20 protein-coding genes are annotated in these 25,690 nt (G+C 62.9%); 12 read left to right on the forward strand and 8 right to left on the reverse strand.

Annotated elements, in window-relative coordinates:
• Positions 1–110 precede the first annotated feature (110 nt).
• The gene (locus AC07PQ_RS17790; protein ID WP_277589737.1) at positions 111–818 is read right to left on the reverse strand and encodes a 3'-5' exonuclease; all 708 of its coding nucleotides are present in this window, start codon (positions 816–818) and stop codon (positions 111–113) included.
• Positions 815–2,755: a putative nucleotidyltransferase substrate binding domain-containing protein gene (locus AC07PQ_RS17795; RefSeq protein WP_037034739.1), complete on the reverse strand. Its 1,941-nt coding sequence runs from the start codon at positions 2,753–2,755 to the stop codon at positions 815–817. Before AC07PQ_RS17795 ends, AC07PQ_RS17790 begins: the two co-directional genes overlap by 4 nt.
• Before the next feature lie 253 nt (positions 2,756–3,008).
• On the opposite strand from AC07PQ_RS17795, the gene AC07PQ_RS17800 reads away from it, so the two are divergent.
• Positions 3,009–3,455 (forward strand): response regulator, encoded by a 447-nt coding sequence (locus tag AC07PQ_RS17800; RefSeq protein WP_007926041.1) that lies wholly within the window; start codon positions 3,009–3,011, stop codon positions 3,453–3,455.
• A gap of 113 nt (positions 3,456–3,568) precedes the next feature.
• Here the strand turns inward: AC07PQ_RS17800 and AC07PQ_RS17805 are convergent, their stop codons facing one another.
• Positions 3,569–5,758 (reverse strand): malate synthase G, encoded by a 2,190-nt coding sequence (locus AC07PQ_RS17805; protein ID WP_493185976.1) that lies wholly within the window; start codon positions 5,756–5,758, stop codon positions 3,569–3,571.
• Positions 5,759–6,308: 550 nt separating this feature from the next.
• On the opposite strand from AC07PQ_RS17805, the gene AC07PQ_RS17810 reads away from it, so the two are divergent.
• A complete protein-coding gene (locus tag AC07PQ_RS17810) occupies positions 6,309–6,827 on the forward strand; it encodes a glycine cleavage system transcriptional repressor (protein ID WP_007926052.1) in 519 nt (172 codons plus the stop codon).
• Positions 6,828–7,052: 225 nt separating this feature from the next.
• Here the strand turns inward: AC07PQ_RS17810 and rarD are convergent, their stop codons facing one another.
• From rarD to AC07PQ_RS17835, 5 genes are all read right to left on the reverse strand, one after another.
• Positions 7,053–7,940, reverse strand: a complete 888-nt coding sequence (rarD, locus tag AC07PQ_RS17815; RefSeq protein WP_493185977.1) for an EamA family transporter RarD — start codon at positions 7,938–7,940, stop codon at positions 7,053–7,055.
• Positions 7,941–8,162: 222 nt separating this feature from the next.
• A complete protein-coding gene (locus AC07PQ_RS17820; protein WP_007926057.1) occupies positions 8,163–9,137 on the reverse strand; it encodes a serine/threonine protein kinase in 975 nt (324 codons plus the stop codon).
• 148 nt (positions 9,138–9,285) lie between these two features.
• Positions 9,286–11,187: a PhoX family protein gene (locus tag AC07PQ_RS17825; protein WP_493185978.1), complete on the reverse strand. Its 1,902-nt coding sequence runs from the start codon at positions 11,185–11,187 to the stop codon at positions 9,286–9,288.
• 203 nt (positions 11,188–11,390) lie between these two features.
• Positions 11,391–12,155: a TOBE domain-containing protein gene (locus AC07PQ_RS17830; protein ID WP_493185979.1), complete on the reverse strand. Its 765-nt coding sequence runs from the start codon at positions 12,153–12,155 to the stop codon at positions 11,391–11,393.
• A 64-nt stretch (positions 12,156–12,219) separates the two neighbouring features.
• The gene (locus AC07PQ_RS17835; protein ID WP_493185980.1) at positions 12,220–12,960 is read right to left on the reverse strand and encodes a ComFC family protein; all 741 of its coding nucleotides are present in this window, start codon (positions 12,958–12,960) and stop codon (positions 12,220–12,222) included.
• A 91-nt stretch (positions 12,961–13,051) separates the two neighbouring features.
• Between AC07PQ_RS17835 and bioB the strand changes: the two genes are divergently transcribed.
• From bioB to AC07PQ_RS17885, 10 genes are all read left to right on the forward strand, one after another.
• The gene (gene bioB, locus AC07PQ_RS17840) at positions 13,052–14,107 is read left to right on the forward strand and encodes a biotin synthase BioB (RefSeq protein ID WP_007926062.1); all 1,056 of its coding nucleotides are present in this window, start codon (positions 13,052–13,054) and stop codon (positions 14,105–14,107) included.
• Positions 14,108–14,242: 135 nt separating this feature from the next.
• On the forward strand, positions 14,243–15,421 hold the full coding sequence (gene bioF, locus AC07PQ_RS17845; RefSeq protein WP_007926064.1) for an 8-amino-7-oxononanoate synthase: 1,179 nt from the start codon (positions 14,243–14,245) through the stop codon (positions 15,419–15,421).
• The gene (locus AC07PQ_RS17850; RefSeq protein WP_493185981.1) at positions 15,414–16,145 is read left to right on the forward strand and encodes an alpha/beta fold hydrolase; all 732 of its coding nucleotides are present in this window, start codon (positions 15,414–15,416) and stop codon (positions 16,143–16,145) included. The genes bioF and AC07PQ_RS17850 overlap by 8 nt, the downstream gene beginning before the upstream one ends.
• Positions 16,138–16,950, forward strand: coding sequence for a malonyl-ACP O-methyltransferase BioC (gene bioC / locus AC07PQ_RS17855; protein ID WP_087089422.1), 813 nt, complete (start codon positions 16,138–16,140; stop codon positions 16,948–16,950). Before AC07PQ_RS17850 ends, bioC begins: the two co-directional genes overlap by 8 nt.
• Complete coding sequence (gene bioD / locus AC07PQ_RS17860; RefSeq protein WP_493185982.1) at positions 16,947–17,627, forward strand: dethiobiotin synthase; 681 nt, start codon at positions 16,947–16,949, stop codon at positions 17,625–17,627. The genes bioC and bioD overlap by 4 nt, the downstream gene beginning before the upstream one ends.
• A gap of 107 nt (positions 17,628–17,734) precedes the next feature.
• Entirely contained in the window at positions 17,735–18,031 is a 297-nt protein-coding gene (locus AC07PQ_RS17865; protein ID WP_493185983.1) for a pyrroloquinoline quinone biosynthesis protein PqqE, read from the forward strand.
• A gap of 302 nt (positions 18,032–18,333) precedes the next feature.
• On the forward strand, positions 18,334–20,139 hold the full coding sequence (locus tag AC07PQ_RS17870) for a phenylacyl-CoA dehydrogenase (protein ID WP_007926069.1): 1,806 nt from the start codon (positions 18,334–18,336) through the stop codon (positions 20,137–20,139).
• Positions 20,140–20,357: 218 nt separating this feature from the next.
• Entirely contained in the window at positions 20,358–21,650 is a 1,293-nt protein-coding gene (locus AC07PQ_RS17875; RefSeq protein WP_493185984.1) for a GGDEF domain-containing protein, read from the forward strand.
• Positions 21,651–21,740: 90 nt separating this feature from the next.
• Positions 21,741–23,537 carry an acyl-CoA dehydrogenase C-terminal domain-containing protein gene (locus tag AC07PQ_RS17880; protein ID WP_493185985.1) on the forward strand — a complete coding sequence of 599 codons (1,797 nt, stop codon included), beginning with the start codon at positions 21,741–21,743 and terminating at the stop codon, positions 23,535–23,537.
• Positions 23,538–23,738: 201 nt separating this feature from the next.
• A complete protein-coding gene (locus tag AC07PQ_RS17885) occupies positions 23,739–25,517 on the forward strand; it encodes an acyl-CoA dehydrogenase C-terminal domain-containing protein (protein WP_493185986.1) in 1,779 nt (592 codons plus the stop codon).
• The last annotated feature ends 173 nt before the right edge of the window (positions 25,518–25,690 follow it).

Genomic DNA, 25,690 nt, shown 5'->3' on the forward strand with positions numbered 1-25,690 from the left:
GAGAAGTTGAAACTAACGAGAATTATTCGCGATTGTGGCAGGGCGCAAAGAGCCGCGCAATGGGCGCCGGTCGGCGGGGTGGATAGCCAATGTTTCGGGCCGATACAGGGTCAGAAGGAGTGGCTCTGCTGCCGGCGTTTCCATTGGCTGAGCCGTTGTTGCAGGTTCAGCGGGCTGTGGATCTGCTGCTGGCGGGCGCGGCTGAACAGGATCAGCGCCAGCTCGGCGGTGGCCAGGGCGTCGGCGGCGGCATGGTGGCGTTCGCCGGCGTGCAGCTTGAAGTAGCCCATCCAGTCATCCAGCCCGGCTTCGCGGATATGCGCCTGGGGGCAGAGCAGCGGGGCCATTTCGGCGACGTCGAGGAACGGATGCTGCAGGCGATAACCCAGGCTGTCCTTCAGCGCCCGGCCGAGCATGTGCTGGTCGAATGGCGCATGGAAGGCCAGCAGCGGGCTGTCGCCGACGAACGCCATGAAATCCAGCAAGGCTTCCACCGGGTCGCTGCCGGCGGCGATCGCGCTAGGGCCGAGACCGTGAATCAGCACGCTGGGGCTGAGCTTGTGATCGGTACGCTGCAAGGTGCGCTCGAATTGCTGGCTGAAGTCGATGGCGCCGTCTTCTATCACCACCGCGCCAATGGACAGCACCTGGTCGCGATTGAGGTTGAGCCCGCTGGTTTCCAGGTCCAGCACCACCCAGCGCTGTTCGCGCAGGCTGCATTCACCCAACGCCGGGGCGACGGGCAGGCCCTCGCGGCGTTGTTGCTGTTCGGCGCTGAGTACCGCGCTGGCCGGGCGCAACCAGGCGAACAGGCTCATAGCTGATACCTCAGCGCCAGGCTGCTTTGCAGGCGCTGGGCCTGGCGCATCGACTCGCGCAGGATCCGCCGGTCCAGGTGGTTGAGGCTGTCCGGGTCGACGCGGTTGGAGTAGGGCAGGTTCTGCCGGGTCTGCAATTGGTGCTGTTGCATGCGGGTCTGCTGGATGAAGTGATAAGCCTCTTCATACGCGGCGCCGTCGAGGGTTTCGATGACTTCCCTGGCCACCAGCTGGCGCAGGCGCTCCAGGGTGTTGTTGGCATCGATGCCATTGGCCAGGGCCAGCAGGCGCGCACCGTCGACAAAAGGGGTGAGGCCCTGGACCTTGAGGTCGAGGGTGGCTTTTTCGCCATTTTTCCTGGCCAGGACGAACTCGCGAAAACGCCCCACCGGCGGGCGCTGGCGCAGCGCGTTCTCGGCCATCATGCGCTGGAACAGGCGGTTGTCGCCGACCTGGTCGAGGATGCCGCGGCGCAGTTGCGCGCAGCCCTGCTCGTCGCCCCAGACCACCCGCAGGTCGAAATAGATGCTCGAACCCAGCAGGTTCTCCGGCGTGGCCTCGCGAATGAAGGCGGCGAAGCGTCGTGCCCATTCGGCGCGGGACAGGCACAGCTCGGGGTTGCCGGCCATGATGTTGCCCTTGCACAGGGTGAAGCCGCACAGCGCCAGGCTCTGGTTGATCTGTTGCGCCAGGGGCAGCAGCTTGCCGCGAATCTCTGCCGCATGAGCGGCGTCGCGCGCTTCGAACAGGATGCCGTTGTCCTGGTCGGTGTGCAGGGTTTGCTCGCGCCGGCCTTCGCTGCCGAAACACAGCCAGCTGAACGGCACGCCCGGGTCGCCCTTGTCGGCCAGGGTCAGTTCGATGACCCGGCACACGGTGTGGTCGTTGAGCAGGGTGATGATGTGGGTGATCTGGGTCGAGGACGCGCCGTGGGCGAGCATGCGCTCCACCAGTTGGCCGATCTCGCCGCGAATCGCCACCAGGTTGTCGATCCGCGGCGCGTTGCGGATGGTCCGCGCCAGGTGCACCAGGTCGACCCGTTGCAGGGAAAACAGGTCGCGTTCGGAAACCACGCCGCACAGGCGCTGCTCTTTGACCAGGCAGACGTGGGCGATGTGCCGTTCGGTCATGGCGATAGCGGCGTCGAAGGCGCTGTGGTCCGGCGACAGGGCGAACGGCGCTTGGGTCATGTGCCGTTCGATGCTCTGGTTGAAGTCGCTGGTGCCGTCGGCCACCACCTGGCGCAGGTCGCGCAGGGTAAAGATGCCGAGCGGCGCCTTGTGTTCATCCACCACCACTATGCTGCCGACCTGCTGTTCGTGCATCAGGCTCACGGCTTCGCGCAGTGGGGTGGACGGGCTGCAGGTCACTGGGTGGCGCATCGCCAGTTCGCCCAGCCGGGTGTTGAGGGAGTACTGGGTGCCGAGGGTTTCCACGGCTTTTTGCTGGACCTGCTGGTTGACCTGGTCCAGCAGGCTGCTGACGCCGCGCAGGGCGAAATCGCGAAACACCGCGCAAAGGGCGAACAGCTTGATGAAGGCCGGCTTGTTCAGTTGCAGGCAGAAGGTGTCCTCGGCCGCCAGGTGTTCGGTGCGGGTGGCGCGCTCGCCCAGCAGCGCGGCGAGGGGGAAACACTCGCCTGCGGTGATCTCGAAGGTGGTTTCGGTACCGCCCTTGAGGGCGTGCTGGCGCTCGCCGACCACCCGGCCCTGCTTGACGATATAGAAGTGTTCGACCGGTCCGTCGGCGGGTTTGATGATGCTTTCGCCGGGGCCGTAGAAACGCAGTTGGCATTGCTCGACCAGGTACGCCAGGTGAGCGTTTTCCATCTGATTGAAGGGGGGGAACCGCTGGAGAAACTGCATCGTGCCGTGGATGTTCTGCAACACCGCGGTTTTCCCTGCCTGGGTGAAGGCATCCGCTTTACTCATAACCATTACCGCAGTCTTTTTGGATTTGTCGTGGTCGGGTCTTCGGTCATGGTCGGTCCCACGCTGCCAGGTGCCCATTGGACGTAAGTCTAGGTAGCGGCTCTGCACCTGTTAATTCGCTTCAAAGAGGTGTCAAAACCGTGAAAAAAGTACTTATCCGGCCTCTTGGAAAAAAATCCGACGAAGTGCACATTGGAGGCCTGCTTAGCGATGTCTGACCACTGTGCTAGGGGATCGATTTGAATATGTAGAGAAAGCCATGTCCGACCACGATATTTTGAGTGATGCCGAGCGCGAGGCGTTGAACGCCGTGATGCTCGAGCCCGATCTGCCGCCCCAGCGCGTGTTGATCGCCGATGATGACAAGGATGCCCGTGAGTTGCTGTCGGAGATTCTCGGACTGGATGGCATTCGCTGCATGACCGCAGCCAGTGGCAAGGCAGCACTGGAACTGTTGAACTCGAACAAATCGATCGGACTGCTGATCACCGACCTGCGCATGGCCCCCTGCAACGGCCTGGATCTGATACGCCAGGTGCGCGAATCGGAGCGGGCGGCGTTGCCGATCATTATCATTTCCGGGGATGCCGATGTGCGCGACGCCATCGCGGCCATGCACCTGAGCGTGGTGGACTTCCTGCTCAAGCCGATCGACACCGGCAAGCTGCTGGCGCTGGTCAAGCATGAGCTGGGGGTGGTGCCCTAGGAGCAGGGTGTCCCCTGTAGGAGCGAGCTTGCTCGCGATAAGATTCCCCGGCAGAAACACAAAAGCCCTGGTCCCGCGACCAGGGCTTTTTCTTTTACCGCGTCAACGCAGGATCACAGGCCGTTGCGGGCCTTGAACTCGCGACGACGACGGTGCAGCACCGGCTCGGTGTAGCCATTGGGTTGCTTGGTGCCTTCGATCACCAGTTCGACCGCGGCCTGGAAGGCGATGTTGCTGTCGAAGTTCGGTGCCAGCGGACGGTACAGGGTGTCGCCGGCGTTCTGCCGGTCCACCACGGGCGCCATGCGCTTGAGGCTTTCCATGACCTGGGCTTGGGTGACGACGCCATGGCGCAGCCAGTTGGCGATGTGCTGGCTGGAAATACGCAGGGTGGCGCGGTCTTCCATCAGGCCGACATCGTTGATGTCCGGCACCTTGGAACAGCCGACGCCCTGGTCGATCCAGCGCACCACGTAACCGAGAATGCCCTGGGCGTTGTTGTCCAGTTCGTTCTTGATCTCTTCGGCCGACCAGTTGGTGTTGCTGGCCAGCGGGATGGTCAGGATGTCGTCCACCGAGGCGCGGGCGCGCTTGGCCAGCTCGGCCTGGCGGGCGAACACATCGACCTTGTGGTAGTGCAGGGCGTGCAGGGCCGCGGCGGTGGGCGAGGGTACCCAGGCGGTGTTGGCGCCGGCCAGCGGGTGGGCGATTTTCTGTTCGAGCATGGCAGCCATCAGGTCCGGCATGGCCCACATGCCTTTACCGATCTGCGCACGACCTTGCAGACCGGTGCTCAGGCCGATATCGACGTTCCAGTTCTCGTAGGCGCCGATCCACTTGGCGGCCTTCATCTCGGCCTTGCGCACCACGGCGCCGGCTTCCATGGAGGTGTGGATTTCGTCGCCGGTACGGTCGAGGAAGCCGGTGTTGATGAACACTACGCGCTCGCTGGCGGCCTTGATGCAGGCCTTGAGGTTGACCGTGGTGCGGCGCTCCTCGTCCATGATCCCGACTTTCAGGGTGTTGTGCGGCAGTTCCAGCACGTCTTCGATGCGCCCGAACAACTCGTTGGTGAAAGCGGCTTCTTCCGGGCCGTGCATCTTCGGCTTCACGATGTACACCGAGCCGGTGCGGCTGTTGGTGCGCGAGGTGTTTCCGTTGAGGTTGTGGATCGCCGCGAGGCTGGTGACCAGGCCATCGAGGATGCCTTCCGGCACTTCGTTGCCTTGGCTGTCGAGGATCGCGTCGATGGTCATCAGGTGACCCACGTTACGCACGAACAGCAGCGAACGGCCGTGCAGCTTCACACTGCCGCCGTTGGGCGCGGTGTATTCGCGGTCGGCGTTCATGGTGCGGGTGAAGGTCTTGCCGCCCTTGGCCACTTCTTCGGCCAGGTCGCCCTTCATCAGGCCGAGCCAGTTGCGGTAGATCACCACCTTGTCGTCGGCGTCGACGGCGGCGACCGAGTCTTCGCAGTCCATGATGGTGGTCAGGGCGGCTTCCATCAGCACGTCTTTTACGCCGGCGGCGTCGGTCTGGTCGACCGGGCTGTTGGCGTCGATCTGGATTTCGAAATGCAGGCCGTTGTGTTTCAGCAGGACCGCGGTCGGTGCTGCGGCATCGCCGTGGTAGCCGATCAGTTGGGCGTCGTCGCGCAGGCCGCTGTTGCTGCCACCCTTGAGGGCGACCACCAGCTTGCCGTCGACGATCTTGTAGCCGGTGGAGTCGACATGGGAGCCGGCAGCCAATGGCGCGGCTTCGTCGAGGAAGGCGCGGGCGAAGGCGATGACCTTGTCGCCGCGCACCTTGTTGTAGCCTTTGCCTTTTTCCGCGCCGTCGGCTTCGCTGATGGCGTCGGTGCCATAGAGCGCGTCGTACAGCGAGCCCCAGCGGGCGTTGGAGGCGTTGAGGGCGAAGCGGGCATTCATCACCGGGACCACCAGCTGCGGACCGGCCATGCGGGCGATCTCGTCATCGACGTTTTGCGTCGTCGCCTGGAAGTCCGCCGCTTCTGGCAGCAGATAACCGATGTCTTGCAGGAAGGCTTTGTAGGCGATCGGGTCGTGGGCCTGGGCTTTCTCAGGAGCTCTACGGGCTTGGTGCCAGGCATCGATACGCGCCTGGAAATCGTCGCGTTTGGCGAGTAGGGCTTTGTTCTTCGGTGCCAGGTCGTGGATGACCTTGTCGGCGCCGGCCCAGAACGTGTCGGCGGTGAGGCCGGTACCGGGAATGGCTTCGTTGTTCACGAAGTCGAACAGGACTTTGGCGACCTGCAGGCCACCGACTTGAACGTGTTCAGTCATTGCTTGCCTCACTCTGCTCAGCTATTTCGCTTTTCAGCTCTTCAAATTGACAATGAAGCCTCTGGCCATTTAAACCACAAACCCCTCTACCAGTACATGCCATCGCGGGCGGCTGGGATGGTTCCAATCAACGGCTCGGAGCCTTGCTGACAGGGCTTTCAGGGTTGCGACTGCGCCTTGGCAGACATCGATCCAACGTTATGTAGTGCGCGCTGCGGCATACTACATGATGAATTGCGGTTGTGAAAATTAGACTAAATACGTCGTTCCGCGACTCAAGTTCGCAGCACGGTCACGCTGGGGAACGGGATGTTCTCAAAAAACTTGCGGATTGTTCCATAGAATTCTAAAAACATGTACACGATTTGTCTCAAGCCCCTTTTTTCCTTGTAGGAGCGAAGCTTGCTCGCGATGGCATCCTGACAGTCCCAACGATGCCGGCCGGGTGATTCTTGTCGCAAGCAGGCGTCGCTCCTGCCGGACCGCGGCGACCCTGCGGCTTGCCTATACTTGACCTTCTACAACAAAAGTCCTGACAGAGGGTTGCGCCATGGACCACCTCGTACTCACCGTATTCGCCCCGGACAAGCCCGGACAGGTCGAGCGCATCGCCCAATGCATCGCCGCGCACGGCGGCAACTGGCTAGAGAGCCGCATGTCGCGGATGGCCGGGCAGTTCGCCGGCATTCTACGGGTCGGCGTGCCGGCGGAAGCCTATGACGAGCTGGTGGACGCGCTGCAAGGCTTGGCGGCCCAGGGCATTCGGGTGCTGATCGCCGAAAGCGGCATCGAACAATCCTGCACCTGGAAGCCGATCGCCATGGAACTGGTGGGCAACGACCGGCCGGGCATCGTGCGCGACATCACCCGCCTGTTGAGCGAGCAGGGGGTGAACCTGGAGCGGCTGGTGACCGAAGTGCGCCCGGCCCCCATGAGCAGCGAGCCGCTGTTCCACGCCGAAGCGATCCTGGCGGTGCCGCTGACCTTGTCCCTCGATGTCCTGCAGTCGCGCCTGGAAACCCTGGCGGATGATCTGATGGTGGAGTTGGTGCTGCGCAGCGAGGTGTGAACCTGAAAGGGCGGGTTATCCAGTTTTAGCGTGCATGCGCCTGTGGATAACCTGTAGAGACCTGGCGCCAGCCCAAGCCGGCCAAGGCTTTGCGGAATCTGATCAAAAAACCAGCAGTTTCAAGGGCTTGTGCACAAACGGCGGGGATCACGCTGTGGATAACCTTGGGAAGGATAGATGCAGGCCACGCCAACCGTGGCCTGCAGAGCTTTGTACGTTTATTGATCAGCTGCGTTTGCGCAGGCTCAACCAGGCATCCACGCTGTACACCGCCAGGCCGGCCCAGATAAACATGAACGCCACCAGGGTGCTCGACGACAGGTGTTCGCCGAACAGCAGTACCGCCTGCAGCAGCACCAGGGTCGGCGCCAGGTACTGCAAGAAGCCCAGGGTGGTGTAGGGCAGGTGACGGGCGGCGGCGTTGAAGCACACCAGCGGCACCAGGGTGACGGGACCGGCCGCCACCAGCCACCAGGCCTCGGAGCTGGTCCAGAAGGCCGCCTGGGCACTGGTGGCGGTGGGGTTGAACAAGAGCCAGGCGAGGGCGATCGGCACCAGCATCCAGGTTTCCACCACCAGCCCCGGTAGCGCCTTGACCGGTGCCTGCTTGCGGATCAGTCCGTAGAAACCGAAGGTCAACGCCAGCACCAGGGAAAACCAGGGCAGGCTGCCGACCTGCCACACCTGCTGCGCCACGCCCACCGCCGCCAGGCCCACTGCGAGCCACTGCATGCGCCGCAGCCGCTCACCGAGGATCAGCATGCCCAGCAGCACGTTCACCAGCGGGTTGATGTAGTAACCCAGGCTGGCTTCGAGCATGCGCCCGTTGTTCACCGACCAGACATAGGTCAGCCAGTTGGCCGCGATCAGGGTGCCGCTCAGGGCCAGGATCGCCAGGCGCCTGGGGTTGTCCCGCAACTCGCGCCACCAGCCGGGATGCTTCCAGACCATCAGCAGCAGCGCGCCGAACAGCGCGGACCAGAGCACTCGGTGGATGATGATTTCCACGGCGGGCACGTTGGCGATGGCTTTGAAGTAGATCGGGAACAGGCCCCAGATGATGTAGGCGCTCAGGCCCAGGATGTACCCGCGACGCGGGTTGGCGGCTTGCATGCAGAATCCTTGCTTAGGCAGCTAACAAAGAGAGGGATTGTAAGGAGGTTTGTCAGGCCGTGTCTTTCTCGGCGTCATTCCGGTGACCCCGCTGTTGTGATCGATCCGGCTTCTGCAGGAGCGAGGCTTGCCCGCGATCAAGACGCCGCGGTGCATCAGACTCATCGAGGCGAGGCTATCGCGGGCCAGCCTCGCCCCTACAGGTCGGATCAGGGCTTGGGGTCAGAACAGCTTCAGCGGTTCTTCGTTGAGCGCCGAGAGTTGCTCGCGCAACGCCAGCACCTGATCGCCCCAATAACGCTCGCTGCCGAACCAGGGGAAGCTGCGTGGGAACGCCGGGTCGTCCCAGCGCCGGGCCAGCCAGGCGCTGTAGTGCATCAGGCGCAGGGCGCGCAGTGGTTCGATCAATGCCAGTTCGCGCGGGTCGAAGTCGTGGAACTCGCTGTAGCCATCCATCAGTTCCGACAGCTGCCCCAGGCATTCCTGGCGATCGCCGGCGAGCATCATCCACAGGTCCTGCACCGCCGGGCCCATGCGGCAGTCGTCGAGGTCGACGATATGGAACACCTCGTCGCGGCACATCATGTTGCCGGGATGGCAGTCGCCGTGCATGCGGATGTTCTGGTGCGGCGTGGCCTGGTAGACCTCTTCCACCCGCTTGAGCAGGTCGCGGGCCACCGACTCATAGGCCGGCAGCAGGCTCTTGGGCACGAAGTCGCCTTCCAGCAGGGTGGTCAGCGAATCGTGGCCGAAGTTCTTCACCCCCAGCGCTTCGCGATGCTCGAACGGGCGAGTGGCGCCGACCGCATGCAGGCGGCCGAGCAATTGCCCCAGGCGATACAGCTGGTCGAGGTTGCCGGGTTCCGGCGCCCGGCCGCCACGGCGTGGGAACAGGGTAAAGCGGAAGCCTTCATGCTCGAACAGGCTTTCGCCCTGGTGAATCAGCGGCGCCACTACCGGCACTTCGCACTCGGCGAGTTCGAAGGTGAAGCGGTGCTCTTCGAGGATCGCCTCGTTGGTCCAGCGTTGCGGGCGGTAGAACTTGGCGATCAGCGGCTCGCTGTCTTCGATGCCGACCTGGTAGACACGGTTTTCGTAACTATTGAGTGCCAGGACACGGGCGTCGCTGAGAAAACCGATGCTTTCGACGGCATCGAGGACTAGATCAGGGGTAAGGGTTTCGAACGGGTGAGACATGCTGACTCCTGCGCGCAGCAGGCTGCTGCGTCCGGCCAAGCATGGTAGCGCACGAAGGATGACAGGTGGTGACTGTGAGGGCGCTATCGCGGGCAAGCTCGCCCCTACACGGATCTGTAGGAGCAAGGCTTGCCCGCGAAGCGGTCTATCAGGCGCCGACGATACCGCCGTCTTCCCGGGTGATCACCATTACCGAGGAACGCGGCTTGCCGTTGGGCAGGTGCTCGGGGAAGGTCGAACCGCCGTTCTCGCCCGGGTGCTGGATGCCCACGAACAGGCTCCTCTGATCCGGCGAGAAGGTGATGCCAGTGACTTCGCAGCCCACCGGCCCGACCATGAAGCGACGGATTTCACCGGAGTCCGGGTCAGCGCAGAGCATCTGGTTGTTGCCCATGCCGGCGAAGTCGCCGGTGTTGCTGGAGTCGCCGTCGGTGAGGATCCACAACCGGCCGGCCTTGTCGAAACCCAGGCCGTCGGGGCTGTTGAACATGTTCTGCGGGGTGATGTTCGACGAGCCGCCTTTGGGCTGGCCGGCATGCACGGCCGGGTTGCCGGCGACCACGAACAGGTCCCAGGTGAAGTCCATCGAACCGTGGTCGCCACGGGCGGTCTGCCAGCGCAGGATCTGCCCGTAGACGTTTTTCTCCCGCGGGTTGGGGCCGCCCACTGGCTGGCCGTCTTCACCACGTTTGGAGTTGTTGGTCAGGGTGCAGTAGACCTGGCCGTCCTTCGGGCTGACCACGATCCATTCCGGGCGGTCCATGCGGGTGGCCTTGACCACGCTGGCCGCGAGGCGGGCGTGGATCAGCACTTCGGCCTGGTCGGCGAAACCGCTGCTGGCGTCGATGCCGTTCTTGCCATGGCTCAGCTCGACCCATTTGCCCTTGCCTTTCGGGTGGTCCGGGTTGCCGTCGCCGTTGTCGAAGATCGCCACGTACAGGGTGCCGTGGTCCAGCAGGTCGCGGTTGGCCTTGGGGTTGCGGTGGTTGATGCGGTCGCGGCTGACAAACTTGTAGATGAACTCGCCACGCTCGTCGTCGCCCATGTAGACCACGGCGCGTCCGTCGCGGGTTTCGGCCAGGGCGGCGTTTTCATGCTTGAAGCGGCCCAGGGCGGTGCGCTTGATCGGCTTGGACTGTGGGTCGAACGGGTCGATCTCCACGACCCAGCCGTGACGGTTGAGTTCGTTGGGGTTTTTCGCCAGGTCGAAGCGCGGGTCGAACTGATGCCAGTTGATGTCGCGGCTGCTCGCCGAGGCGCCATAGCGTTTCTGCGCGGCATCGAAGGTCTGTTGGGCGTTGCTGCTGCCGAAGCAGTCGGTGAAGTTCTCTTCACAGGTCAGGTAGGTGCCCCATGGCGTCTTGCCGTTGGCGCAGTTCTGGAAGGTGCCGAGGACTTTGCGGCCGCTCTTGTCGGCGCTGGTTTTCATCAGCGCGTGGCCGGCGGCCGGGCCGCTCAGGCGAATCGGCGCGTTGCCGTGGATGCGCCGGTTGTAGCGCGAGCCCTGGACGAACTGCCATTGGCCGCTGCGGCGCTGTACTTCGATCACCGACACGCCTTCGCTGGCCAGGGCCTTGCGCACGTCTTCCGCCGACTGCGGCATGCCGCCGTGGGGGTAGAGGTAGCGGTAGTTGGTGTATTCGTTGTTGATCGCCATCAGTGCGCGATTCTTGTCGTCCGGGAAGGCAAACAGGCTCATGCCGTCGTTGTTGTCTCCGAACTGGACCTCCTGGGCCGTGGCGGTGCCATTGCCACTCGGGTCGAACGCCGGGCCGTTCTTCTGCAGGGGCTGGCCCCAGCTGATCAGCACCGAAGACTTGTAGCCCGGCGGCAGGGTGATGGTGTCGCTGGTGGCGGCGGCAATGCCTTCAAAGCCCAGCAGCTTGCTGGAACCGGCGCTGACGCTGGCGGCCAGCACGCTGCGGCTCAGCAGGTTGCCACCGAGGAACATGGCCGCGCCGCACAGGGCACCGGCGCTGATGAAACCACGGCGGCTGAGGCCGACCATCTTTTCGAGGTCGGTAGGTTGGTCTTCTTCTAATAGGCTCATCACAGGCTTCCTGCAGGGTTTTGCAGCCACCTTAATCAGCGTCGATGACGAACATGTTGCAGCGCCGCAAGCATTGCGCGGCTTTGTGTAGCCGCTGCCGAAGGCTGCGATCGACCCGAAGGGGCGCGAGGACCTTGAGTCCGTCGAGGTCCTGCGACCAGCGTGGCCCGGACTATCGCAGCCTGCGGCAGCAGCAAAAAAAACTAGAGCGGCGTGCCGAGTAGCACGTTGGACGGCGAGAACTGCACCCGTACCGGCTGGCCGGCGCTCAAGCCAAGGTGTCGCAGGTGCAGCGGTTCGGCCAGGGCACAGAGCGTCTGGCCGCTGGGCAGGGCGATTCTGATTTCGCTGGGGCCGTCTTCGGCGTCGAGGATCGCTTCCAGGGTGCCCTGCATACAATTGTGTCCGGGTGTTGCGGATTGATCGATGGCCAGCAATTCCAGCCAGCCGGCCTTGATCAACGCCACGACGCCTGTGCCGGGCTCCAATTCCAGGTGCAGGGTGCTGTCATGGGTGATCTGCGCCTGGATCGCCAGGTCTTCTGCGAGCGCCAGTCGTATCAGATCGTTGCGCCCCTGCGCTTCGATCGCCAGAACCGTGCCGTGCAGCTGGTTGCGGGCGCTGGTGCGGAGCATTAGGCGTCCCAGCAGATCGAGGTCGGCGGCGTCTTCGGCAGCTTCCAACACTTGGGCTTGCAAGGCCTGCAAGCGCTGGTAGAGGCGCAGCACCCGTTCGCCTTCGACGGAGAGCCTGGCGCCACCGCCGCCTTTGCCGCCGACACTGCGTTCGACCAGGGGCTTTTGCGCCAGGTTGTTCAACTCGTCGATGGCGTCCCAGGCCGCCTTGTAACTCAGGCCGGCGCTTTTCGCGGCACGGGTGATCGAGCCCTGTTCGGCGATGTGCTGCAGCAGGGCAATGCGCTGCGGGCGACGGGCGATGTGCTGGGTCAACAAGGTGGGCAAGGGCATGGCTGAACGCTTTGAACGCTGGGAATGGAAAGGGAGTTTGCGGCTTGAGGGGCGAGAGTCAAGTTCAGTCGGGCTCGCCGGGTTTTGGCGTGCGTGCCAGGCAATAGACGTCTACCCGCCGCGCCCCGGCCTTGAGCAGCAGCCGCGCCAGGGCGTGGGCGGTCGCGCCGGTGGTGAGCACGTCGTCCACCAGCGCCAGGTGCCGGCCATGGACCGCCGCCTCGGGCATCAGGGCAAAAGCATGGTGCAGGTTGCGGTGCCGCGCCCTGGCACCCAGGCCCTGCTGCGATGGCGTGTCCTGGGTGCGCTGCAACGAGGTTTCGTCACAGGGGATTTGCAGGATCTCGCCCAGCCAGCGTGCGAGCATCGCCGCCTGGTTATAGCCGCGCTGGCGCAGGCGCTTGCGGGCCAGGGGCACCGGCAGCAGAGCGTCGGGTTGCGCCAGGTCCTCGGCAAAGCGATGTTGCAGCGATTGCGCGAGAAGTTCGGCCAAAAGACGGCCAAAGGGCCATTTGCCGTTGTGCTTGAAGCGGCTGACCAGGCTGTCGACGGGAAAGCTGTAACGCCAGGGCGCCACCACCTGGGCGAAGGCGGGCGGTCGCTTGAGGCACTGGCCGCAGGTCAGGCCGGCCGCGGGCAGGGGCAGGGCGCACACCTGGCAATGATCGCCGAGCCACGGCAGTTCGGTTTCGCAGGCGGTGCAAATGGCTTGGGGGGTGTCGGTCGGCTCGTCGCAGAGCAAACAGGTTTGTTTGTTTTTTAACCAGATGTAAACCTGTCCTTGGTAATGTGGTTGACACTGCATGGCGCTTCCTTAAATATGCCCAACATCCGTGTCGCGGCTGTGGGTATTGCCTTCCCGCAGCCGCTTGCCAAGCATAATCAAGGAATCGCCCATGAGCGCCAGCACCACCGCCAATCTGCGTCATGACTGGACTTTGGCTGAAGTCAAAGCCCTCTTCGTCCAGCCGTTCAATGACTTGCTGTTCCAGGCGCAGACGGTGCACCGCGCGCATTTCGACGCCAACCGCGTCCAGGTTTCCACCCTGTTGTCGATCAAGACCGGCGCCTGCCCGGAAGATTGCAAATATTGTCCGCAGTCCGGTCACTACAACACCGGCCTGGAAAAAGAAAAGCTGATGGAAGTGCAGAAGGTCCTCGAAGAGGCCGCACGCGCCAAGGCCATAGGCTCGACCCGTTTCTGCATGGGTGCGGCCTGGAAACACCCGTCGGCCAAAGACATGCCGTATGTGCTGGAAATGGTCAAGGGCGTGAAGGCCATGGGCCTGGAAACCTGCATGACCCTCGGTCGCCTGGACCAGGATCAGACCGAAGCGCTGGCCAAGGCCGGCCTGGACTACTACAACCACAACCTCGATACCTCGCCGGAGTTCTACGGCAGCATCATCACCACCCGCACCTACAGTGAACGCCTGCAAACCCTGGCCTACGTGCGCGATGCCGGGATGAAGATCTGCTCCGGCGGCATCCTCGGCATGGGCGAGTCCCTCGATGACCGCGCCGGCCTGCTGATCCAGTTGGCCAACCTGCCGGAGCACCCGGAGTCGGTGCCGATCAACATGCTGGTGAAAGTGGCCGGCACGCCGCTGGAAAACTCCGAGGACGTCGACCCGTTCGACTTCATCCGCATGCTTGCCGTGGCTCGTATCCTGATGCCGAAATCCCATGTGCGCCTGTCCGCCGGCCGCGAAGCGATGAACGAGCAGATGCAGGCCCTGGCGTTCTTCGCCGGCGCCAACTCGATTTTCTACGGCGAGAAACTGCTGACCACCGCCAACCCGCAGGCCGACAAGGACATGCAACTGTTCGCGCGCCTGGGCATCCAGCCGGAAGCCCGCGAAGAGCATGCCGACGAGGTGCACCAGGCCGCCATCGAGCAGGCGCTGGTGGAGCAGAAGAGCAGCGAGCAGTTCTACAACGCCGCCGTCTGATCTGCTGCCTCTGTAGGAGCGAGGCTTGCCCGCGAATGGTTCACCGCGTGAGCCCAGGGACACAGAGGTGTCTGGATCGCGGGCAAGCCCCCCTCCTACAAGGATGATGTTCCTTTTCTTGCCTGCGAGGCCTGCATGTCTTTCGATCTCCGCGCGCGTCTCGCTGCCCGTCGTGCCGAAAATCTCTATCGTCAGCGCCCACTGCTGGAAAGCCCGCAAGGGCCACAAGTAGTGGTCGACGGCCAGCCGTTGCTGGCGTTCTGCAACAACGATTACCTGGGCCTGGCCAATCACCCGCAAGTGATCGAAGCCTGGCGTGCTGGCGCGTCCCGCTGGGGCGTGGGCGGTGGCGCTTCGCACCTGGTGATCGGCCACAGCACGCCCCACCATCAGTTGGAAGAAGCCCTGGCCGAGTTCACCGGCCGCCCGCGGGCATTGCTGTTCACCACCGGTTACATGGCCAATCTCGGCGCGGTCACCGCGCTGGTGGGGCAGGGCGACACGGTGCTGGAAGACCGCCTCAACCACGCGTCATTGCTGGATGCCGGCCTGCTGTCCGGTGCGCGCTTCAACCGTTACCTGCACAACGATGCCGAGAGCCTGGCCAAGCGCCTGGAGAAAGCCACCGGCAATACCCTGGTGGTCACCGATGGTGTGTTCAGCATGGACGGCGACCTGGCCGACCTGCCGGCGCTGGCTCGCGAAACCCGGGCCAAGGGCGCCTGGCTGATGGTCGACGACGCCCATGGCTTCGGGCCGCTGGGGGCCAATGGCGCAGGGATCGTCGAGCACTTCGGCTTGAGCCAGGAAGAGGTGCCGGTCTTGGTGGGCACCCTCGGCAAGGCGTTCGGCACCGCTGGCGCCTTTGTCGCCGGTAGCGAGGAACTGATCGAAAGCCTGATCCAGTTCGCCCGTCCCTACATCTATACCACCAGCCAGCCGCCGGCCCTGGCCTGCGCCACCCTGAAAAGCCTGGAGCTGTTGCGCAGCGAGCACTGGCGGCGTGAACACCTGAATACCCTGATCCGCCAGTTCCGCCAGGGAGCCGAGCAGATCGGGCTGACCCTGATGGACAGCTTTACGCCGATCCAGCCGATCCTGATCGGCGACAGCGCGCGGGCGATTCGCCTGTCGCAGATGCTGCGCGAGCGCGGCCTGATGGTCACCGCGATTCGTCCGCCTACCGTGCCCACGGGGAGCGCCCGCTTGCGGGTGACCCTGTCCGCCGCCCATAGTGAGGCTCAGGTCCAGCTATTGTTGAATGCACTGGCGGATTGTTTTAGCGAACCGGGACCGGAGCCAAGCCATGCGTGATCGACTGATTCTGCTGCCCGGTTGGGGTCTCGGTGTATCGCCGCTCGAACCCTTGGCGGCGGCTCTGCAGGGGCTGGACGAACACCTGCGGGTCGAGATCGAGCCATTGCCGGAGCTGGAGTCCAGCGACCTGAATGAGTGGCTCGACGAACTGGACGCCAGCGTCCCGGACAACGCCTGGCTCGGTGGCTGGTCACTGGGCGGCATGCTGGCTTCCGAGCTGGCGGCGCGTCGTGGTGAACGCTGCTGCGGTCTGCTGACGTTGGCCAGCAACCCCAGTTTCGTGGCGCATGCCGAGTGGGCAAGCGCAATGCCGGGGGAGGCCTTCGACGGGTTTCTGGCCGGCTGTAACGCCGACCCACGCACCACCCTCAAGCGCTTCAGCCTGTTGTGTGCCCAGGGCGCCGAAGATCCGCGCGGCCTGTCGCGCCTGCTGTCGGGCGGCGCACCGCATACTTCGGGTGCTGTGTTGATGGCTGGCCTGGAGTTGCTGGCGCAGCTGGATACCCGCCATGCCTTGCAGGCGTTTCGTGGACCGCAGTTGCATCTGTTCGCCGGGCTCGACGGCCTGGTGCCGGCCGAAGCCGCGGGCGAACTGCTGGCGTTGTTGCCCGATGTTGAAGTTGGCCTGATTGAGCAGGCCAGCCACGCGTTTCTTCTGGAGGATCCCCACGGTGTGGCGGGGGCGATCCAGGCTTTTTTGCATGAGTCCGGTGATGACTGATCTGTCCCTTCCCAAGCCCCCCGGCAGCTTGCCCGACAAGCGCCAGGTGGCGGCTTCCTTTTCTCGCGCGGCGTCCAGTTACGACAGCGTGGCGCAACTGCAGCGCGACGTCGGTAACGAGTTGCTGGGCCGCCTGCCGCAAGACCGCGAGCCCGGCCGCTGGCTGGACATGGGCTGTGGCACGGGTTATTTCAGCCGCCTGTTGGGCGAGCGTTTCCAGGCCAGCGAAGGGCTGGCGCTGGACATCGCCGAAGGCATGCTCGAGCACGCCCGGCCGTTGGGCGGGGCGCGGTATTTCATTGCCGGCGATGCCGAGCGTTTGCCGTTGCAGGGGCAGAGTTGCGAACTGATTTTCTCCAGCCTGGCGGTGCAGTGGTGCGCGGATTTCCGTTCGGTTCTCAGCGAGGCGCATCGGGTGCTGAAGCCGGGCGGCGTGCTGGCCTTTGCCAGCCTGTGCGTCGGTACGCTGTACGAATTGCGCGACAGTTGGCGTCAGGTCGACGGCATGGTGCATGTCAATCGCTTTCGTGAGTTCAGTACATATCAACAGCTGTGTGCGGCGAGCGGCTTGCAGGTGCTGAGCCTGGAGACCCGTCCGCATGTGCTGCACTACCCGGATGTGCGCAGTCTGACCCATGAGTTGAAGGCCCTGGGGGCGCACAACCTCAACCCTGGACGGCCCGGCGGGCTGACAGGGCGGGCGCGGATCAAGGGCCTGATCGACGCCTACGAACAGTTCCGTCAAGCGCAGGGATTGCCCGCGACCTACCAGGTGGTCTACGCCGTATTGGAGAAGCCGCTATGAGCCAAGCCTATTTCGTTACCGGAACAGACACCGATGTTGGCAAGACCACCGTCGCCGCCGGCTTGCTGCATGCCGCGCGGCTCTCGGGATTGAGCACCGCGGCCGGGAAACCTGTGGCTTCAGGCTGCGAGCTGACCCCCGCGGGGTTGCGTAACGCCGATGCCTTGGCCCTGTTGGCTGAATGTTCATTGCCGCTGACCTATGACGAGGTCAATCCGCTGGCTTTCGAACCAGCCATCGCTCCCCATCTGGCGGCCCGCGAGGCTGGCGTGGCGTTGACTGTTCAGGCCTTGCTGGCGCCCATGCGTCAGGTGCTGGCCAAGGGCGCGGATTTCACCCTGATCGAAGGGGCCGGTGGCTGGCGTGTGCCGCTGGCCGATCAGGACAACCTGTCCGACCTGGCCATGGCCCTGGGCCTGCCGGTGATCCTGGTGGTGGGCGTGCGCCTGGGCTGTATCAACCATGCCCTGCTGACGGCCGAGGCGATTGCCCAGGACGGATTGCAGCTGGCCGGTTGGGTGGCCAATATCATCGAGCCGAAGACTTCGCGGCTCGAGGAGAACCTCGCCACGCTGGCGGAGCGCCTGCCCGCTCCTTGTCTGGGGCGGGTCCCGAGATTGAAGGCGGTCAGCGCCGAAGCGGTGGCCGAGTATCTGCAACTGGACCTGCTTGACTAGATTTTGCCTATGGTGAGGCACTGTGCCATTAGTGTTTTTGACGGGTCTTTTTCTGACGCGTCTGGTTCAATAGCCGCTGTTCATTCCTTGCAGGGTCGAATTCTCCCATGGAAATTTCCGGGAATACCGCTTTCTACGCCGGCCTGAGTACCGTGCAGGCCGGGCAGAATCGTGTCGATCAGGCCGCCAGCCAGATCGCCAATACGACCATCGAACGTTCTGTCGCCAGCCAATCCTCTGAGGTACAAGTCGAGCGTCTGCGATCTGTCGATCGCAGCCAGCAATCGGACTTGGCCAGCAACATGGTCGAGATGGCCATGGGCAAGGTTCAGGCGGAGCTGGGTGTGAAAGTCGCCAAGGCCGCCGATGAAGTGCTCGGTACGCTGATCGACACCTACGCTTGACCCTCCTTAGGTAGTCCTGCCCATTTTTGCGGGCAGGGTGACCCGCGCAAGAACGCCCTGCAAAGCCCCATCTTCCGTCTTGCTGGCCTGCCAGCTCCTACACTCTATTCAGCTTCCGAATATTTCACGGCATTCGCTGTGGGCCTTTGCGTGCAAGGCCTGCAGAGGATCGATGACGAATGGTGTTTGCGCGGCGCTTGACAAGGTTTGGGCGTAAACGTATGTTTCAAACAACTGTTTGACCGCCACAATAAATCAACGCGGTCGTTCATTCCCGGTTACATCAGCAGAGGTTTATCGCTATGCCTGACTACAAGGCCCCCTTGCGTGATATTCGCTTCGTTCGTGACGAGCTGCTCGGCTATGAAGCGCACTATCAGAGCCTGCCGGCTTGCCAGGACGCTACTCCAGACATGGTTGACGCCATCCTCGAGGAAGGCGCGAAGTTTTGTGAGCAGGTACTGGCCCCTCTGAACCGTGTGGGTGACCTGGAAGGCTGCACCTGGAGCGAGTCCGGCGTTAAGACCCCGACTGGCTTCAAAGAGGCCTACAAGCAATTCGTCGAAGGCGGCTGGCCAAGCCTGGCTCATGATGTCGAGCATGGCGGTCAAGGCCTGCCGGAGTCCCTGGGCCTGGCTGTCAGCGAAATGGTCGGCGAAGCCAACTGGTCGTGGGGCATGTACCCAGGCCTGTCCCATGGCGCGATGAACACCATCTCCGAACACGGCACGCCTGAGCAGCAAGAGGCTTACCTGACCAAGCTGGTATCCGGCGAGTGGACCGGCACCATGTGCCTGACCGAACCGCACTGCGGCACCGACCTGGGCATGCTGCGCACCAAGGCCGAACCTCAGGCCGACGGTTCCTACAAAGTTACCGGCACCAAGATCTTCATCTCGGCCGGTGAACACGACATGGCCGACAACATCGTCCATATCGTTCTGGCCCGCCTGCCGGATGCACCGGCTGGCACCAAAGGCATCTCGCTGTTCATCGTGCCGAAGTTCCTGCCGAACGCCGATGGCACTGTCGGCCAGCGCAACGCCGTGAGCTGTGGTTCCCTGGAACACAAGATGGGTATCCACGGTAACGCCACCTGCGTGATGAACTTCGACGCGGCCACCGGTTTCCTGATCGGCCCGGCGAACAAAGGCCTGAACTGCATGTTCACCTTCATGAACACCGCTCGCCTGGGCACCGCGCTGCAAGGCCTGGCCCACGCCGAGATCGGTTTCCAGGGCGGCCTGAAATACGCTCGCGATCGTCTGCAAATGCGTTCCCTGACTGGCCCGAAAGCGCCGGACAAGGCCGCCGACCCGATCATCGTGCACCCTGACGTACGCCGCATGCTGTTGACCATGAAGGCTTTCGCCGAAGGCAACCGGGCCATGGTCTACTTCACTGCCAAGCAGGTCGACATCGTCAAGTACGGCGTGGACGAAGAAGAGAAGAAGAAAGCCGACGCACTGCTGGCCTTCATGACTCCGATCGCCAAGGCCTTCATGACCGAAGTCGGTTTCGAATCCGCCAACCACGGTGTGCAGATCTACGGTGGCCACGGTTTCATCGCCGAGTGGGGCATGGAGCAGAACGTTCGCGACAGCCGCATTTCCATGCTGTACGAAGGCACCACCGGCATCCAGGCGCTGGACTTGCTGGGCCGTAAAGTGCTGATGACTCAAGGCGAGGCTCTGAAAGGCTTCACCAAGATCGTCCACAAGTTCTGCCAGAGCAACGAAGGCAACGAGTCGGTCAAAGAGTTCGTCGCACCGCTGGCTGCACTGAACAAGGAATGGGGTGAGCTGACCATGAAGGTCGGTATGGCGGCCATGAAAGACCGTGAAGAAGTCGGTGCTGCGTCCGTGGATTACCTGATGTACTCCGGTTATGCCTGCCTGGCTTACTTCTGGGCCGACATGGCACGCCTGGCTGCCGAGAAGCTGGCTGCCGGCACCACCGAAGAGGCGTTCTACACCGCCAAGCTGCAGACCGCGCGCTTCTACTTCCAGCGCATCCTGCCGCGTACCCGCACTCACGTGGCGGCCATGCTGTCGGGCGCCAACAACCTGATGGACATGAAAGAGGAAGATTTCGGCCTGGCTTACTAAGCCCTACCGGCATCTCTTCAGAGGCCGCTTCTCCTTCGGGAGAAGCGGCTTTTTTGCGCGCGGGATGAATCTGAAAATAATCCGACTAAAACGTTAAGAAGAAGCCGATCCCTGCCGTTACAGAAGTGGCAATGTGACATGCATCACATTTGTGCTGTTTAACCATGCCAGGTGAAGGCATAGTGCCATCTACTGTTTAACCGCGTCGGAGCTTTACCTTGCCGCGTTCTTCTGCTGTACGTTTCAGCCATTTTCTACCGTCATTGTTACTCTTGCTTGCGGGGCTCGCGGCTGCCTACGTCAAGGATCTCAACGTCTTCTTCACCTCGCTGTTCAACGTCTTGCCGACCCTGGTGCTGCTGCTCGGCGGTGCTTATTGCGCGGTGTACCGGCGCCAGCGTGAACTGTTCCTGATGGTCACGGTGTACATCGCCTATTTCCTGCTCGATACCCAGACCGACTATTACCGTGACAACGGCAAGGTCCGCGAGGATGCGGCCGTGGTGTTCCACTTGGTCTGCTTGCTGCTGCCGCTGTTGTTCGGCCTGTTTGCGGCCTGGCAGGAGCGTACCCACCTGTTCCAGGACATGGTGGCGCGGTTTGCCGTATTGCTCGCCTTTGGCAGCGTGGCGCTGGGCCTGGAGCAGAGTTATCCCCAGGCGCTGCTGGCCTGGCTGGCGGAAATCCGTTGGCCGGCCCTGCACGGCGCCTGGATGAGCCTGATCCAGTTGTCGTACCCGGTGTTTATCGCCGCCTTCCTGTTGCTGGCGATCCAGTACTGGCGCAATCCACGCCCGCTGCATGCGGCGCAGTTGGTGGGGCTGCTGGGGCTGTTCTGGATGCTGCCCAAGACCTTCATCCTGCCGTTCACCCTGAACATTATGTGCAGCCAGGTGATGCTGATGATCGCCGCGGCCGTTGCCCATGAGGCGTACCAGATGGCTTTCCGCGACGAGCTGACCGGCTTGCCGGGGCGCCGCGCCTTGAACGAGCGCATGCAGCGCCTGGGGCGCAACTATGTGCTGGCGATGAGTGACGTCGATCACTTCAAGAAATTCAACGACATCCACGGCCACGATGTGGGCGACCAGGTGCTGCGCCTGGTGGCCAGCAAACTGTCGAAAGTCAGTGGCGGCGGTCGTGCCTACCGTTATGGCGGTGAGGAGTTTGCGGTGGTGTTCGCCGGCAAGAGCCTTGAGGAATGCATGCCGCACCTGGAGGTCATTCGCGAGACCATCGCCAACTACAACATCCAGTTGCGCAATCAGGAGAACCGTCCCCAGGACGACCAGCAAGGACGTCAGCGCCGGGGGGTGGCCGCGGCGTCCAGCGTATCGGTGACCGTCAGTATCGGCGTCGCCGAGCGGCAGATGGAGCACCGCTCGCCCGAGGAGGTGCTCAAGTCTGCCGACCAGGCGCTGTACAGCGCCAAGGGCGCGGGGCGTAACTGCGTCATGGCCTTCGGTCAGAACCGCCGTGGCGCGGTGCGCATGGACACCGCTGCGGGTTGAGTGATAGCGGCGCATTCAGCGTCTGGACTGTGATTGGCAGGTCGGATGAGCGGCAGTAGGTTGGATTGATCTGCTGCCGGAGAAACGACCATGCCCGAGTACAAAGCTCCCCTGCGCGACATGCGCTTTTTGATCGATCACGTCTTCGACTTTCACGCCAGCTACGCCGCCCTGGGGGCCAGCGATGCCAGCCCGGACATGATGGCCGCGATCCTAGAAGAAGGGGCGAAATTCTGTGAAAACGTGCTGGCGCCGTTGAACCGCCCGGGCGATGAAGAGGGCTGCCATTTCGACAATGGCGTGGTTACTACGCCAAAAGGCTTCAAGCAGGCTTTCGCCCAGTATGTAGAAGGCGGCTGGCACGGCCTGGCGGCGGACCCGAACTACGGAGGCCAGGGCCTGCCGCATTCGCTGGGGCTGGTGATCAGCGAAATGGTTGGCTCCAGCAACACTTCCTGGGGCATGTACCCGGGCCTGACCCACGGCGCCATGTCGGCGATTCACGCCCATGGCAGCGAAGAGCAGAAGCTGACCTACCTGAGCAAGCTCACCGCCGGCCAATGGACCGGCACCATGTGCCTGACCGAAGCCCATTGCGGCACCGACCTGGGCATCATCAAGACCCGCGCCGTGCCCCAGGCCAACGGCAGCTATGCGGTCTCCGGCAGTAAGATTTTCATCTCGGCCGGCGAGCACGATATGAGTGAAAACATCATCCACCTGGTGCTGGCCAAGCTGCCGGATGCGCCGGCCGGTACCAAGGGCATTTCGCTGTTTATCGTGCCCAAATTTTTGCCCAACGCCGATGGCGAGGCGGGTGAGCGCAATGGTGTGAGCTGCGGCTCCATCGAACACAAGATGGGCATCAAGGCGTCGGCCACCTGCGTGCTCAACTTCGATGGCGCCAAGGGATTCCTGATCGGTGAGGCCAACAAGGGCCTGAATTGCATGTTCACCATGATGAACCACGCGCGCCTCGGTACCGGGATGCAGGGCCTGTGCCTGGGCGAGGCAAGCTTCCAGGGCGCAATCAAGTACGCCAACGACCGTCTGCAGATGCGCTCCCTGACCGGGCCGAAGGCGCCGGACAAAGCCGCCGACCCGATCATTGTCCACCCCGATGTGCGGCGCATGCTGCTGACCATGAAGGCCTTCAACGAAGGTAATCGCGCCCTAGCCTATTTCACCGCGCAGTTGCTGGATGTGGCGCACCTGGCCGCCGACGAGACCCAGCGCCAGGATGCCGAGAACCTGTTGGCTTTCCTGACGCCGATCTGCAAGGCCTTCATGACTGAAACCGGGCTGGAGGTGACCAACCACGGCATGCAGGTGTTTGGCGGGCATGGCTTCATTCGCGAATGGGGCATGGAGCAACTGGTGCGCGACTGTCGCATCGCCCCGATCTATGAAGGCACCAACGGCATCCAGGCCCTGGACCTGCTGGGGCGCAAGGTGCTTGGCAGTCAGGGCAAGTTGTTGATGGGCTTCACCAAGATCGTCCACAAATTCTGCGTGGTCAATGCCGAGCATCCACAACTCAAGGGTTATGTGACGCAACTCGACGGGCTCAACCGGCAGTGGGGCGCGCTGACCACCAAGGTCGGGATGGCGGCGATGAAGAACCCCGACGAAGTCGGCGCCGCGGCGCTGGATTACCTGATGTACAGCGGTTACATCATCCTCGCCTACCTGTGGCTGCGCATGGCGCTGGTGGCCCAGGCCCGGCTCGACGCCGGTGAAGAGGATGCCGATTATTGCCAGGCCAAGCTGGCGACCTGCGAGTTCTACTTCAAGCGCTTGCTGCCGCGTACCGCAGCCCATCTGGCGGCGATCGAGGCGGGCAGTGACTGCCTGATGACGTTGCCGGCGGAGCTGTTTGCGCTCTAGGTTTTCATGTAATCGTCCATTGCGGGCAAGCCTGCTCCTGCAGATATTTGCAGGAGCGAGTTTGCTCGCGATCTTTGGTGACTAAAAATTACATTAAAGTCATGAGTTGACCCTATGTGTCGCAAAAGTTGTTCGGGTACACTCGAGCTTTCGTAACTGGGGCCGTTCGGGTCCACTTGTTTAGATCTTGCGAGGTTTGCCATGGCTGACTACAAAGCGCCCCTGCGCGATATGCGCTTCGTCCTCAATGAAGTTTTCGAGGTCGCCAAACTCTGGGCCGAACTGCCTGCTCTGGCCGACACCGTCGACGCTGAAACCGTCGAAGCGATTCTTGAGGAAGCCGGCAAAGTCACCGGCAAAAGTATCGCCCCGCTGAGCCGCGGCGCCGATGAAGAGGGCTGTCACTGGAGCGACGGTGCGGTGACTACGCCAGCAGGTTTTCCACAGGCGTATCAGACTTACGCCGAAGGCGGCTGGGTCGGCGTCGGCGGCGATCCAGCCTACGGCGGCATGGGCATGCCCAAGGCGGTATCGGCCCAGGTCGAGGAAATGGTCAACTCGGCCAGCCTGTCGTTTGGTCTGTACCCGATGCTGACCGCGGGCGCCTGTCTGTCGATCAATGCCCACGCCAGCGAAGAATTGAAGGCGGCCTACCTGCCGAACATGTATGCAGGCGTCTGGGCCGGCTCCATGTGCCTCACCGAGCCGCATGCCGGTACCGACCTGGGCATCATTCGCACCAAGGCCGAGCCGCAGGCCGACGGCTCCTACAAGGTCAGCGGCACCAAGATCTTCATTACCGGCGGTGAGCACGACCTGACCGAGAACATCATCCACCTGGTGCTGGCCAAGCTACCGGACGCACCGGCGGGACCGAAGGGCATTTCGTTGTTCCTGGTACCGAAGTTCCTGGTCAACGCCGACGGTAGTCTGGGCGCGCGCAACCCGGCCAACTGCGGTTCGATCGAACACAAGATGGGCATCCAGGCCTCGGCCACCTGTGTGATGAACTTCGACGAAGCCGTCGGTTACATCGTTGGTGAACCGAACAAGGGCCTGGCGGCAATGTTCACCATGATGAACTACGAGCGTCTGGGCGTCGGTATCCAAGGCCTGGCCTCGGGCGAGCGTTCCTATCAGAACGCCGTGGAGTACGCCCGCGATCGCCTGCAAAGCCGTTCGCCGACCGGCCCGCAAGCCAAGGACAAGGTCGCTGACCCGATCATCGTGCACCCGGATGTGCGTCGCATGCTGTTGACCATGAAAGCCGCGAACGAAGGCGGCCGCGCGTTCTCCACCTATGTGGCGATGCAACTGGATACCGCGAAGTTCAGCGAAGATGCGCTGGTGCGTAAGCGCGCGGAAGATCTGGTGGCCCTGCTGACGCCGGTGGCCAAGGCCTTCCTCACCGACCTGGGGTTGGAAACCACGATTCACGGCCAGCAGGTTTTCGGCGGCCACGGCTACATCCGTGAATGGGGCCAGGAGCAGCTGGTGCGCGATGTGCGCATTACGCAGATTTATGAAGGCACCAATGGCATCCAGGCGCTGGACCTGGTCGGGCGCAAGATCGTCGGCAGCGGCGGGGCGTTCTACAAGCTGTTCGCTGACGAGATTCGCCATTTCACCGCGACCGCCAGCGCCGATCTGGCCGAGTTCACCAAGCCGTTGAACGACGCACTGGATAACCTGGACGAACTGACGGCCTGGCTGCTGGACCGGGCCAAGACCAATCCGAACGAAATCGGCGCGGCCTCGGTCGAATACCTGCAAGCATTCGGATACACGGCGTACGCCTACATGTGGGCGTTGATGGCAAAAGCGGCCCAGGGCAAGGAGTCGCAAGACGATTTCTACGCCAGCAAGCTGGGTACCGCGCGCTTCTACTTCGCCCGTCTGCTGCCGCGTATCCACTCGCTGAGCGCATCGGTGAAGGCGGGTAGCGAATCACTGTTCCTGCTGGATGCGGAGCAGTTCTGAGCACGGCCACGTCATGTAAGCATTCTCTTACATGACGTGCTGCTAATCACCCATATCGGCAGATTGGATCCAGAGCTAATCTACTTCACATGGACGTCGCGCAGGAAGCGCAAAGCAATAACACGGACACGTAGGATTCCGCCAGGATGGTGGAGTGAAAAGGATGTCAGGGA

This window comes from Pseudomonas sp. GW821-FHT09E12 (genome assembly GCF_059416085.1).